The 12,971-nt window shown below is 70.0% G+C and carries 12 protein-coding genes; 5 read left to right on the forward strand and 7 right to left on the reverse strand.

Annotation, left to right across the window (positions count from 1 at the left end; genetic code table 11):
• Positions 1-9: 9 nt before the first annotated feature.
• From ACGFJ7_RS32020 to ACGFJ7_RS32035, 4 genes are read right to left on the reverse strand one after another with little or no spacing between them, the layout of a single operon-like run.
• Positions 10-798: an ABC transporter ATP-binding protein gene (locus tag ACGFJ7_RS32020; protein WP_392645478.1), complete on the reverse strand. Its 789-nt coding sequence runs from the start codon at positions 796-798 to the stop codon at positions 10-12.
• A gap of 9 nt (positions 799-807) precedes the next feature.
• A complete protein-coding gene (locus ACGFJ7_RS32025; RefSeq protein ID WP_392645479.1) occupies positions 808-1,572 on the reverse strand; it encodes an ABC transporter permease in 765 nt (254 codons plus the stop codon).
• Positions 1,569-2,339 carry an ABC transporter permease gene (locus tag ACGFJ7_RS32030; protein ID WP_360253229.1) on the reverse strand — a complete coding sequence of 257 codons (771 nt, stop codon included), beginning with the start codon at positions 2,337-2,339 and terminating at the stop codon, positions 1,569-1,571. The genes ACGFJ7_RS32025 and ACGFJ7_RS32030 overlap by 4 nt, the downstream gene beginning before the upstream one ends.
• Positions 2,336-3,289 (reverse strand): ABC transporter substrate-binding protein, encoded by a 954-nt coding sequence (locus tag ACGFJ7_RS32035; RefSeq protein WP_360253231.1) that lies wholly within the window; start codon positions 3,287-3,289, stop codon positions 2,336-2,338. Before ACGFJ7_RS32035 ends, ACGFJ7_RS32030 begins: the two co-directional genes overlap by 4 nt.
• Before the next feature lie 109 nt (positions 3,290-3,398).
• On the opposite strand from ACGFJ7_RS32035, the gene ACGFJ7_RS32040 reads away from it, so the two are divergent.
• The 5 genes from ACGFJ7_RS32040 (at position 3,399) to ACGFJ7_RS32060 (ending at position 9,882) form a co-directional block, all read left to right on the forward strand.
• The gene (locus tag ACGFJ7_RS32040; protein WP_360253233.1) at positions 3,399-4,172 is read left to right on the forward strand and encodes an IclR family transcriptional regulator C-terminal domain-containing protein; all 774 of its coding nucleotides are present in this window, start codon (positions 3,399-3,401) and stop codon (positions 4,170-4,172) included.
• 34 nt (positions 4,173-4,206) lie between these two features.
• On the forward strand, positions 4,207-5,274 hold the full coding sequence (locus tag ACGFJ7_RS32045; RefSeq protein WP_392645481.1) for a hypothetical protein: 1,068 nt from the start codon (positions 4,207-4,209) through the stop codon (positions 5,272-5,274).
• An 89-nt stretch (positions 5,275-5,363) separates the two neighbouring features.
• Entirely contained in the window at positions 5,364-6,674 is a 1,311-nt protein-coding gene (locus ACGFJ7_RS32050) for an endo-1,4-beta-xylanase (protein WP_392645483.1), read from the forward strand.
• A 29-nt stretch (positions 6,675-6,703) separates the two neighbouring features.
• Positions 6,704-7,975 carry a PHB depolymerase family esterase gene (locus ACGFJ7_RS32055; protein ID WP_360253239.1) on the forward strand — a complete coding sequence of 424 codons (1,272 nt, stop codon included), beginning with the start codon at positions 6,704-6,706 and terminating at the stop codon, positions 7,973-7,975.
• Positions 7,976-8,172: 197 nt separating this feature from the next.
• Entirely contained in the window at positions 8,173-9,882 is a 1,710-nt protein-coding gene (locus ACGFJ7_RS32060) for a helix-hairpin-helix domain-containing protein (RefSeq protein ID WP_392645485.1), read from the forward strand.
• 42 nt (positions 9,883-9,924) lie between these two features.
• Here the strand turns inward: ACGFJ7_RS32060 and ACGFJ7_RS32065 are convergent, their stop codons facing one another.
• Genes ACGFJ7_RS32065 through ACGFJ7_RS32075 form a run of 3 tightly spaced genes read right to left on the reverse strand, consistent with a single transcriptional unit; the run spans position 9,925 to position 12,888 of the window.
• Positions 9,925-10,542, reverse strand: a complete 618-nt coding sequence (locus ACGFJ7_RS32065) for an SMI1/KNR4 family protein (RefSeq protein WP_360253243.1) — start codon at positions 10,540-10,542, stop codon at positions 9,925-9,927.
• A gap of 23 nt (positions 10,543-10,565) precedes the next feature.
• On the reverse strand, positions 10,566-11,615 hold the full coding sequence (gene pstS / locus ACGFJ7_RS32070; RefSeq protein ID WP_360253245.1) for a phosphate ABC transporter substrate-binding protein PstS: 1,050 nt from the start codon (positions 11,613-11,615) through the stop codon (positions 10,566-10,568).
• A 10-nt stretch (positions 11,616-11,625) separates the two neighbouring features.
• A complete protein-coding gene (locus tag ACGFJ7_RS32075; protein WP_360253247.1) occupies positions 11,626-12,888 on the reverse strand; it encodes a hypothetical protein in 1,263 nt (420 codons plus the stop codon).
• Between the last annotated feature and the right edge of the window lie 83 nt (positions 12,889-12,971).

Consider the following 12,971-nt stretch of genomic DNA (forward strand, 5'->3'; position numbering starts at 1 on the left):
CCAGGTGGCCTAGCCCTGCGCCGGTTCCGTCCTTCCCCGCTTCGCCGCCTGGATCTGCTCGTAGACGTGGGTGCGGAGCTCGGTGAAGCGGGGGTCGGCGCGGGTGTGCAGCTGGTCCCGTTCGGCCGGGAGGTCGACGGTGATCTCGTCCTGGACGACGGTCGGTGACGACGAGAGCATGATGACGCGCCGGCCCAGGTAGACCGCCTCGTCGATGTCGTGGGTGATGAACAGGACCGTCACCTTCAGGCGCTGCCAGAGGGCGCGGACGAGGTCTTCCAGGTCGGCCCGGGTCTGCGCGTCGACGGCGGCGAACGGCTCGTCCATGAGCAGGGTCGACGGCTCGTAGGCGACCGCGCGGGCGATGGCCACGCGCTGCTGCATGCCGCCGGAGAGCTGCCACGGGTACGCCGATTCGGTGCCGGCCAGGCCCACGGCCTCCAGCGCCTGGCCGACGAGTTCGTCGCGGCGCGGGCGGGGAACCCGTTTCTGTTTCAGGGGCAGCGCCACGTTGTCGCGCACGGTCATCCAGGGGAACAGGCTCCGCCCGTACTCCTGGAACACCATCGCGAGACCCGGCGGTGGACCGCTGACCTCGTGCCCGTCGAGCCGGACGGCGCCCGAGGTCGGGGTGAGCAGGCCGGCGATGCAGCGCAGCAGTGTGGTCTTGCCGCAGCCGGACGGGCCGACCAGGCAGACCAGGTCGCCGTTCTCGACGGTGAACGTCAGGTCGCGCAGCGCCTCGGCCTCGCGGCCGCCGGTGTGGTAGACCTTGCGCAATCCCTGCACTTCAAGCATGACGATCCCTCATGACTTGCGCTGCGCGTCGCGCAGACCGTGGTACCAGCGGAGGGCACGCCCCTCGGCGAGCCGGAACAGCAGCGACAGGGCGAAGCCGAGCAGGCCGAGCAGCAGGATGCCGCTCCACATCTCGGGGATGGCGAAGCTGCGCTGGAACTGGACGATGGTGAAGCCGAGGCCGTTGCTGGCCGCGAACATCTCGCTGATCACCATCAGGATGATCGCGATGGAGAGCGCCTGCCGCAGCCCGGCCGCGATCTGCGGCGAGGCGGAGGGGAGGATTACCGTACGGATCGACGCGAGGCCGCGTACGCCATAAGCCTTTGCGGTGTCGAGCTGGACCGAGTCGACTGCCCGGACCCCCTCGACCGTGTTGAGCAGGATGGGCCAGACACAGCCGAAGACGATCACAATGATCTTCATGCCGTTGCCGATGCCCGCGAACAGCATGATCACCGGGACGAGGACGGGCGGCGGGATCGCGCGGAAGAATTCGAGCACCGGTTCCACTGTGGCTCGGAGCCGCCGGTTGAGTCCGATCGCGACCCCCAGCGCCACCCCGACCGCCGCTGCGATGATATATCCGGACAGAAGCCGCACCAGGCTCGGCAAGACGTCGGCGCGCAGGCGCTCGGGCGTCCAGGTATCGACAAAAGCGCGCAAAATGTCCCTTAGCGGCGGCGCGTAGAAGTTCTCGCTGCCCTTGCTGAGGAAGAACCAGCCCAGGGCCAGCAGAAGGGGCAGGCCGGCGACATAGAGGAAACGCTTCACGCCGGGACCTCCCCGCGGACCGACTGATGCCAGGACAGGGAGCGGCGCTCGAAGACCCGCGCGGCCAGGTTGATGGCCACGCCGAGCAGGCCGGTGACCGCGATCAGGGCGTACATGTCCGGGACCGCGCCCGAGGTCTGGGCCACCGCGATCAGCTTGCCGAGGCCGGGCGCGCCGATGACCAGCTCGGCCGTGACCGCGAGGACCAGCGCGACCGAGGCGGCCAGCCGGATGCCGGTGAAGACGTACGGCAGTGCGGTCGGCCAGAGCACGTTGCGGATCCGGGCCCAGGTGCTGAAGCGGAAGCTGCGCGCGGTCTCGTCGGCGATCGGGTCGACGTCGGCCACGCCGTACAGCACCTGGACCAGCACCTGCCAGAACGAGGCGTAGACGACGAGCAGCAGCACCGAGCCCAGGTCGGTGCCGTAGAGCAGCACCGCCAGCGGGATGAGCGCCACCGAGGGGATCGGGCGCAGGAACTCGATAGTGGACGCCGTGGCCGCGCGCAGCACCGGGACCGCGCCGACCACGATGCCGATGAGCACGCCCGCGACGACCGCGATCAGCAGGCCGAGGGCCCACCCGGTGAGGGTGTCGCCGACGGCCTGCCAGAACGCGGTGGTGCCGAGCTCGCCGGCCAGCGCCGCCGCGATCTCGCTGGTGGGCGGCAGGTAACTGTCGTCCACCAGGCCGAGTCGCGGCAGCAGCTCGACCACCAGGAGCAGCCCGGCCAGGCCGGCCAGGCCGAGCAGGGCCTTGGATCTCACGGCAAGATTTTCGACAGGTCGGGGGTCGCGCCGTCGAAGATGCCGTCCTTGGCACCGAGGTCGGCCAGGGTCTGCACCGAGTCCTTGTTGATCTCGGTCGGCCACTTGGGGAGGATCAGCGCGGCCCGGGTCTTCTCGTCGATCTTGGTGTACGTGCCGAGGATCGCCCGCACCTCGTCGGGGTGCGAGTCGGCGTACGTGAGGGACTCGTTGATCGCCTCGGTGAAGCGCTTGACCAGGTCGGCGTCCTCGCCCTCGAGCTTGGCCGAGGTGAAGTAGGCGGCCACCGACAGGTTGGGCGCGGCGTCGACGAAGTTGGACGCGACGATCCGCGCGCCGGCCGCCTTGGCCTGCGAGAGTTGCGGCTCGACGAGCCAGGAGGCCTCCACCTGCCCGCCGGCGAGAGCCGCCGGCGCGTTGGGGAACGGCATCTCGACGAAATTGATCTTCGACGGGTCGCCGCCGGCCTTGCGCACCGACTCGCGCACGGTGGTGTCGCCGATGTTCTTCAGCGTGTTCACCGAGATCTTCTTGCCGGCCAGGTCGGCCGCGGTCTTGACCGGGCTGTTCGCGTTGACCACGACGGCGCCGAAGTCCTTGCCCTGTTCGCCGACGGACGAGACGCCGGCCGAGACCGCCTTGATCGGCACGTTCTTGGTCTGAGCGAGCAGCAGCGAGGTGAAGTTGCTGAAGCCGAACTGGAACTGGCCGCTGACCACACCGGGCACGATGGCGGCGCCGCCCTGGCCGCTCTCCATGGTCAGGTTGATCTTGCGGTTGGCAAAGAAGCCCTTCTGCTGGCCCAGGTAGATCGGGGCCACGTCGACGATCGGGATGACGCCGACCTTGACCTGGTCGACGCTGTCACCACCGCTGTCTTCAGACGATCCACATGCCCCTGCGCCGGCGACGAGGGTCGCTATAGCTACACCTATCAGGACACGCCGCATAACGTTCCTCCGGTTTATGGTGTGCGCATTGCGAACAAACGTTCTCATAAGGAACGCTAGGATGTGCCCCGTGTCACGTCAATGATCTTTATCAATTGGATAGCGATCTATGAGGGAACCCCATCACGTCCAGTCGCTCGAGCGCGGCCTCGCGGTCATCCGCGCCTTCGACGCCGACCATCCCGAGCTCACCCTGAGCGAGGTGGCGAGGATCTGCGGCCTCACCCGGGCCGCCGCGCGCCGCTTCCTGCTGACCCTGGCCGATCTGGGATACGTACGGACGGACGGGCGGCTCTTCTCGCTGACGCCGCGGGTACTCGACCTCGGGTACGCCTATCTGTCGAGCCTGACGCTGCCGGACGTGGCCGCCCCGCACCTGGAGCGACTGGCCGCCGAGCTGCACGAGTCGTCGTCACTCTCCGTTCTCGACGGTGATGACATCGTCTATGTGGCACGGGTACCCACCTCGCGGATCATGGCGGTCGCCATCACCGTGGGCACCCGCTTTCCCGCGTACGCGACGTCGATGGGGCGGGTACTGCTGGCGGGATCCTCCAATTTAGACGCCTATCTCGCCCGTGTCCGCCCGGAAAAGCTGACAAACCGAACGATCTCCTCGGCCTCGTCGTTGGCCGCGGAGATCGACAAGGTACGGGCCCAGGGCTACTCGATCGTCGACCAGGAGCTCGAGGAGGGGCTGCGGGCGATCGCCGCCCCCATCCACGACCGCTCGGGAGCGGTGGCCGGCGCGGTGAACGTATCGGTCCAGGCCGCCCGGGCGACAGTCGACGTCATGCGACGCCGGTTCCTGCCGCCGCTGCTCGCCACGGCCGCCGCCATCGACGCCGACCTCCGGCGCACCGCAATCATCCGGATCGGGTGAGGCGCGGCGCGCCCGGCCCAACGACGGTCTATCCATGAGCGCCGGGGCGACGACAGTGTTCCTGGCAGTGGTGGCTGCCCGCTTCATCGTTCCGCTGTTCATCCCGCGCTATCCGCTGCCGGCCATCCTGGCCGCGCTCATCCTCGACGGCGTCGACCAGACGATCTTCCAGACCTTCGGGTACGACCCGCCCGGCTACCAGAACTACGACAAGGCGATGGACGTCTACTACCTCGCCATCGCGTACCTGGCCACGCTGCGCAACTGGGCCAGCATGCCGGCCGTGTCGATCGCCCGGTTCCTGTACTTCTACCGGCTGGCCGGGGTCGTGCTGTTCGAGTTCACCGGCTGGCGGGCCATCCTGCTGATCTTCCCCAACACCTTCGAGTACTTCTTCATCGCGTACGAGGTGATCCGCCTTCGCTGGAACCCCACCCGATACGGCTTCCGCTGGTGGTGCCTGCTGGCCGCCGCCATCTGGATCTTCGTGAAGCTGCCGCAGGAGTGGTGGATCCACATCGCCCAGCTCGACGTCACCGACACCGTGGCCGCCTATCCGGTCGCCGCCGCGGTGGTCGCCCTGGTCGCCGTGGGCATCGCGATCGGCGTCTGGATCTGGGCCCGGCCGCGCCTGCCGCGCCCGGACTGGTCGTGGCACGTGCACGCCGACCCGCTGCCACCCCGCCCCGGCACCGCCCCGCGGCTGCTCTCCGCCGCCACTCTGGAGAAGGTCGTCCTGATCGGCCTGCTCAGCGTGATCTTCGGCGAACTCCTGCCGGATCTGCGCTCGACCGGCCTGGAACTGTTCCTCGGCGTCGCCGCCTTCGTCGTGGTGAACGCCGCGGTCACGCTCGGGATCGCCGGCACCTCGCTCAAGGCGGCCACCATGGCCGGCGCCTTCGCCGCCCGACTCGTGCTCAACGCCGGGCTCGTCCTCGCGGCCGCGTGGCTGTTGGGCCGCGGCGACCTCAACGTGGGCGCCACCCTCTTCTTCGTCGTCCTGCTGAGCCTGCTGACACTGCTGGACGACCGCTACCGCCCGGCCTACGAGAGCCGAAAGTTACGGGAATCCGCCGTTGTATCTTCCGGAACTAGTCGTTAAAGTTTCGATCGATCCGGGTCACTGTCTTCTGCTGCGGCAACGAGGTCGGGCAAGCCTCCGCCGCTTCATGCGTTTGGAAAGGCTTCGGCATGAGATCCCGCTTCCTTGCCCTCGCGCTGGTCATCCCCGCCGCCGGCGTGTTCCTCGCCGGCTCCGCCGACGCGGCCACCACGCTCGGCGCCTCGGCGGCGGCCACCGGCCGCTACTTCGGTACGGCCGTCGCCGCGTACAAACTCAGCGACACCACCTACGCCAACATCCTCAGCACCGAGTTCACCTCGGTCACCCCGGAGAACGAGATGAAATGGGACGCCACCGAGCCGTCCCAGGGCACGTTCTCCTTCGGCTCCGCCGATCAGATCGTCAACCTCGCCACCTCCCAGGGCAAGAAGGTACGCGGTCACGCGCTGGCCTGGCATCAGCAGCAGCCGCCCTGGGCGCAGAACCTGAGCGGCACCGCCCTGCGCACCGCCATGGTCAACCACGTCACCCAGGTCGCCACCCACTACAAGGGCCAGATCGACTCGTGGGACGTGGTGAACGAGGCCTTCGCCGACGGTGGCAACGGCGCCCGCCGCGACTCCAACCTCCAGCGCACCGGCAACGACTGGATCGAGGTCGCCTTCCGCGCCGCGCGCGCGGCCGACCCCGCGGCCAAGCTCTGCTACAACGACTACAACACCGACGGGCAGAACGCGAAGAGCAACGCGGTCTACGCGATGGTGCAGGACTTCAAGACGCGCGGCGTGCCGATCGACTGCGTCGGCTTCCAGTCCCACTTCAACGCGCAGTCGCCGCTGCCGGCCGACTACCAGGCCAACCTCCAGCGCTTCGCCGACCTCGGCGTCGACGTGCAGATCACCGAGCTCGACATCGAGGGCTCGGGCACGGCCCAGGCCTCGTCGTTCGCCGCGGCCACCCGGGCCTGCCTGGCCGTGACCCGGTGCAACGGGATCACCGTGTGGGGCATCCGCGACTCCGATTCGTGGCGCGCCAGTGGGACCCCGCTCCTCTTCGACGGCAGTGGGAACAAGAAGGCGGCCTACACGGCGGTTCTGGACGCGCTGAACGGCGGGCCCACCACCACTCCGCCGCCCACCACCACTCCCCCGCCGTCGGAGTCCGGGTGCACGGCCGCCATCACGCTCAACCAGTGGAACGGAGGCTTCGTGGCCACCATCCGCATCGCCGCCGGAAGTTCCGCGCTCCGGGGATGGACCGTCGCGGTGACGCTGCCGTCGGGCGCCGCCGTCACCAACACGTGGAACGCCTCGCGTAGCGGGTCGTCCTTCACGAACGTCTCCTACAACGGGTCGGTCGCCGCCGGCGGCTCGACCGAGTTCGGCTTCCAGGGCACCGGCACCGGCCCCTCCACCGCTACCTGCGCGGGGCAGTCATGATCAAGCGTCTGCTGTCTTTCATGGCTTTCATGGCGACCGCCGTCATCGGTGTTTCGCTCGCCGCCGCCCCGGCCTCGGCGGCGTCGCTCCAGGAGGTCACCGGCTTCGGGACCAACCCCACGAACCTTCGGATGCATCTGTACGTGCCGGACCGGCTCCCGGCCACGCCGGCGCTGCTGGTCGCGGTGCACTACTGCACGGGAACAGGCCCGGCCTTCTATTCCGGTACGGAGTTCGCGTCGCTGGCCGACCAGTACGGCTTCATCGTGATCTACCCGTCGGCGACGCGCAGCGGCCAGTGCTTCGACGTGTCCAGCCCGGGCGCGCTGCGGCACGACGGCAACAGCGACCCGGCCGGCATCGTGTCGATGGTCCGCTACGTGCAGCAGCGGTACGGCACCGACACGAACCGCACGTTCGTCACCGGGGCCTCGTCGGGCGGCATGATGACAAACGTGCTGCTCGGCGACTACCCGGACGTGTTCGCGGCCGGCGCGTCGTACATGGGCGTGCCGTTCGGCTGCTTCGCCACAACCGACGGGTCGCTCTGGAACTCGGCCTGCGCCAACGGTCAGATCTCCCAGACCCCACAGGCGTGGGGCGATCTCGTACGGGCGGCCTACCCCGGATACAGCGGCCGGCGCCCGCGCGTGCAGCTGGTGCACGGCACCACCGACGCGACGCTGCGGTATCCGAACTTCGGCGAGGCCATCAAGCAGTGGACCAACGTGCACGGCGTCAGCCAGACGCCGGCGCTGACCGACTCGCCGCAGTCCGGCTGGACCCGCACCCGGTACGGCTCGTCGTCGGCCCAGGCCCCGGTCGAGGGGATCAGCGTGGCCGGGGTGGGGCACTCACTGCCGTTGAGCGGCATGGCCCGCCTAGCCATCACGTTCTTCGGCCTGGACTCCACCACGCCGACGACTCCCCCGCCCACCACCACCCCGCCGCCGACCACCCCGCCCCCGAGCACCCCGCCGCCGGGGACGTGCCGGGTCACGGCGGCGGTCAATTCCTGGAACACTGGCCTGACCGAGCAGATCACCATCGCCAACACCGGCACCGCGGCGATCAACGGGTGGAGCCTCGGTTTCACCCTGCCCACCGGCCAGACCATCACGTCCGGCTGGAACGCCACCTACAGTCCGGCCTCGGGCCCGATCACCGCCCGCAACGCCAGCTACAACGGGGCTCTGGCCCCCGGGGCCTCGATCACCATAGGCTTCCAGGCCACACACACTGGGAACAGTGCCGCACCGTCCGGCTTCACGCTGAACGGGGCAGCCTGCTCCTCCACCTGATCTCCCGAGATCAGGCAGGCGCCGCCGCGGGACCGTCCCCCGCGGCGGCGCCCTTTTAATTTCTCATCCATTAGTGACGAATCACTGACGGCCGGTGAGCTTTGTCGTCCCGTCGGTACCACCCTCATGGTGTCCAAACGGCGGGATGTGCAAAGCTGCGCGCTAAATCTGAATTCCTCGTTGTCCGGAGGCCCTTGATGGCATTCGTCTACCTAATTGCCGGGGTCGTGATCGGCTTCGCCGCCGGCTGGCTCCTGCGCCCGACCCGCAAGACCGGCAAGCCCGCGCTTACGCCCGTCGCCGCCGCCCAGCCCACCTCCGCCCCCACGGCGGCCGTGGCCACCACCCCCACTCCGGCCACCGAGGACCACAAAGCCACCACCACGCCGGAGCCCACCTCAGCCCTGTCCCCCACCACGACGGCCGACCCCGACCCCATCGCCACCTCACCGGTCCCCACTTCACCGGTCCTCACCTCACCGGTCCCCACCTCGCCGGCCTCCACCTCGCCGACCTCCACCTCGCCGGTGCCCACCGAGCCCGCCACCACTGACGAGCCCACTCCCGCGACGCCCGCCGACGAGGTCGCCGCACCTTCCCCTGACGACGCGCAGACCGAGCCGGCCACGACCACGCTTTCCGTCACCGCGCCCGTTTCCGCCGCGTCCTCCGCCGACGAGCCCGCCGCGTCCTCCGCCGACGAGCCCGCCGCGTCCTCCGCCGACGAGCCCGCCTCGTCTTCTGCTGACGACGAGCCCGCTCCGGCGGAGTCCGCCGACGATGACGAGCCGACGACCACCAAGCCGGAAGCCGCCACCCAGCTGGAACCGGTCGTCCCGGCGATCGAGCCGAACCAGGCCGACGAGCCCGAAACCGAAACCAACTCGGCCGCCGCCACGGACTTGCCCGTAGAGCCCGAACAGACCGAAAAGCTCGAGCCCGTCGCCGCCTCCGAGCCGGCCACAGCCCTTAAGCCGGCCGCCGCCTTTGAGTCGGCCACCGCCTCCGGCGCCGCCGCCGACCTTCAGCCGGTCACCGACCTCGAGCCGGTCACCTCCAAGGCCGAGCCGGCCGCCGACCTCGAGCCCGTCGGCGCCGAGCCGACCGTGGTCGCGGGGCCGCAGTCGGTCACCGACCTCGAGCCGGTCGCCGAGCCCGCCGGCGCGGTCGTAGCCGAGCCGGAGCCGGCCATCGCCGAGCCGGTAGCCGCCGACATCGCGGAGCCGAAGTCGGACGCTGCCCTCGTTGCGGAGACCGAGCCGGCCGCTGCCAACGCCGAGCCCGAGCCGGCCCTTGCGGCCATCGGGCAACCCGAGCCGACCGTCGCGGAGACCGAGCCGGCCGTCGCGGTCTCGGAGAACGAGGCGGTCGCTGACGGGGCCGGGACTGAGCCGGTCGCTGCGGTGCCCGTGTCCGAGGAGGCAGCGGCGCCGATGGTCAAGCCGAAGCGGACCCGGGCGCCCCGGCCTCGGCCGGTTGCGGAGCCTGTGGCGGCCGAGGTGCCGGTGTCCACTGTCGACACCGTTGCGGCCGTTCCCGGTGTGGCGGAGAGCGAGCAGGTCGCGGCGGTTCCCGCGCCGGTTGCTGTCGCGGCCGTGGCCGAGCCGGCGAGTTCCCCGGTCGCCGAGACCGTTGCCGCTGTGCCGGGTGTCTCCGAGGCCGAGGAAGTTGCCGTCGCGCCGGTGGCGGTTGCGGTGGCTGAGCCGGACGACCTGACGAAGATTCCCGGTGTGGGGCCGAAGATCGCGATCGCGCTCGCGGCGGGTGGCTTCACCACGTACCGCCAAATCGCCGACGCCGACGCGACCACCTTGCGCGCCGCGATTCTGGCCGGCGGGCTGCGGTCGGCGCCGTCGGTGGCCACCTGGCCCGAGAAGGCCAAGCAGCTGCTCGACACCGGCAACTGACCGGCACCGCCCCGATGCCCGGCGAGTCACACTCGCCGGGCATCACTGTTTCCGGGCCGCGGCCCAGATGTCGCCGCCCTCGGCCCACGTTCCGAGCCACTCGTGGAGCGACGGAGTGACCTGGCGGACGCCGTCCCGGGGGCTCTCGCCGTCGTGCGGGTCCCAGCCGTCGGCGTCGTACAGCAGGACCGGGTTGCCGGGCTTTGCGAAGTCGGTGTACCAGTACATGGTGCAGCCGCCGGGAGCGAGCTCGAACCACGACTCGGGCCGGCCGTGCTCCCGATCCCGCCGATGGAGCGCGCCCACCTCGTCGATCCTGGTGAAACCGCGGGGACCGGGGCCGAACCCGCCGTCGGCGACTTCCCTGTACAGGCGCCTGAGCAGTTCGGGCAGCGGTCGCCCGATCTGCCGTTCGGCGTTCTCGACATCGGCCGCTGTGGCGGGCGGGTGGAGCGGGCCCCGCGGTGCGTCCCGGTAGTACTCGATCGCCTCGACCGCGCCGGCCGCATAGAAGACCATGCCGTCACTGCGGAAGGCGCGGCCCTCCCGGGAAATCTCCCCATAGTGCCGTGTCGCCCACTCGACGGGAACGGGAGCGTCGTCGAAACGCCAGGCGGGATCGTAGGCCCGGGCTCGAAGCGTTTCCAGGAGGAGTTCCACGCGGACAGAATCGCATGGGAACGTCAGAGGGAATTGACGGCAGCTGATACTCGGTCGCGTAAGGAGTCCGGTAGGGGCGCGTAGCCCAGGCTTGTCGCCGTTTGCTGGCCGGTGGGGCTGGCGGCGTACGTCAAGAAGCTCTTGACCAGGGCGGGTGTGCCCGAGCGGCAGACGATCTCGTAGGTGACCAGGACCAGGGGGTAGGCCGAGGGGTCCTTGGTGGTGTAGTCGATCTGGAGTTGGAGGTCGTGGCCGGCGCCGGTGACCTTGGCCGCGGCTACCGTGCGGGCGGCGGCCCCGTCGGTCAGCGGGACGAACACGCCGGCGGCGTTGCCGACGTGGGCGGTCGGGAGGTGGTGGAAGCGGGCGTACGAGGACTCGACGTAACCGATCGCGCCGTCGGTGCTTTCGATGGCCGCCACCACGCGGTTGCTGCCGTGCTGGGCGAGGCCGCCGGGGGCGGGCCAGGCCGGGCCGGGCGGGAAGGGCCAGTCGGCCCGGGCGGTGGCCGCCAGGAACCTTGTGAAGTTGTCGGTCGTGCCGGAGCTGTCGGCGCGGTGGATCGTGCGGACGGGAGTCGAGGGCAGGGTCAGGCCGGGATTGTCCTTTGTGATCCGTGGGTCGTCCCAGGTCCTGATCTTGCCGGTGAAGAGGGCGGCGATCGTGGCCGGGGCCAGGCGCAGTTCGTCCACGCCGGGCACGGTGAAGGCCAGCGCGATCGGGCCGATCACCATGGGCAGGTGGACCACGGGGCCGGAGGCGCAGCGGGCGGTCGCCTTGGCCACGTCGGCGGCGGCGACCGGGGAGTCCGAGCCCACGAAGGTGCCGGTGCCGCCGTAGAAGGCGCGCAGGCCGGCCCCGGAGCCGGTACTGGCGTACACCAGGGAAGCCTTCGGGCAGCTCACCTGGTAGTTCTTGATCCAGGCGCTGATCGCGGTGGCCTGCGCCGACGAACCCTGCGCGGTGACGGAGCCCTCGGCGCAGGCGATCGGCGCCGCGTCGCCGTCGGTGCGCGGCGCGCCGCAGGCGCCCACGGCCAGCAGCAACGCCAGGGCCAGCGCGCGGAGTCTCACTGACACTCCCTCATCGGTATTCGGCGAATCGCCGGCGGACGGAGAACGGCACCAGCAGGATCACCAGGCCGAGCACGCCGACCGGGATCCAGGTCCAGCCGGTGAGCAACCGTGACGTCGTACGCAGGGCGTCGTCGAAAGCGTCCCGGCGCTCGTCGGCGATCGCGGCGACCGCGGCGTCGTAGTAGGAGAAGTCGAACACGGCGTCACCGCGGCGGATGCCGGTCAGGTAGCCGATCGCCGACGCGTCGCGGCCCTGGTCGGCCAGGGTGAGGATCCGCCCGTGCGCTTGCCGGTAGGCACGCCATCGGGTCACGACCTGATCGGTGTCGTACGGGCTGACGTCGCTCCCGGCCGCAACGGCGCGCAGCCCCGCCTCGCCGTCCAGGAAATCGGCCTTACGGTCGAAGTCGTGCTTGTAGAAGGCGAGCTTGTCGCTGATCAGGTAGCGGCTGGTGTCGGCGGCGGCGTCGTAGCTGACGGCCCGCGCCGAGGAGAGCGCCAGGAACGGCCGCAGGCTGTCGTCGCGGGCCGCGCCGAGCCGCTGCTCCTGCACGACCAGGACGGCGATGGCCGGCCCGGCCAGGGCCACGGTGAGCAGGGTGGCGACGATCAGGGCGGGGTTGAACAATCGGCGGAACCGGCGGGCCAGCCAGACCTGGAAGGCCAGAAGCAGAACCATCAGGGCGAGACCCAGAAGCGCGGCCAGGGCCACGGCCCACATCTGCGTGGTCTGTTTGGCGGCGTACGCCCGGTCGAGCCTCTGTTCGCTGAGGGTGCGGAGCCGCTCGGCTTCGGGGAGCAGGTCGAGGTGAAGCACGTTGGTGGCCTGCGTGTAGTAACCGGCGGCACCCGGACCGGCGGTCAGGGCCTGCCAGACCCGCTCGCGGTAGGTGGACAGGCCGTCCATCAGGTCGAGGACGCCGACCGAGGAGGCCATGAGCGTCTGAAGGTCGGCGTCGACCTGGCGCCCGCGCTCCCGGTAGGTGCCGAGCGCGTCGGTCTGGCTGTTGGCCAGCGACTCCTTGCCGTTGCTGAGGACCAGGCGGGCGACCTGCGCGTCCATGTCGCTGAGCGCGAAGTACAGATCGGCGGCGGTGGCGGCCTGCGGCGCGGCGTCGTCACCGATGACCCGAACCTGCTCCTGGACCCGGGCCATCAGCAGGCTGGTGCTGACGAGCAGGGCGGCCGCGGTCAGCACGATGACGGTCACCCAGCGGCGCAGGCGGGCCGGGGTTCCCGTTTTCCGAAGCCCTTCGAGAACTGCTGGCACAACGGCCACGGTAATGCACGCCAGCAATTTTCCGATCGCCGGAAGATCGAATTCCTGCCGTTTACCTCACGTCCATGAAAGGG

Source organism: Actinoplanes sp. NPDC048988 (assembly GCF_043197815.1).
GTDB lineage: Bacteria > Actinomycetota > Actinomycetes > Mycobacteriales > Micromonosporaceae > Actinoplanes.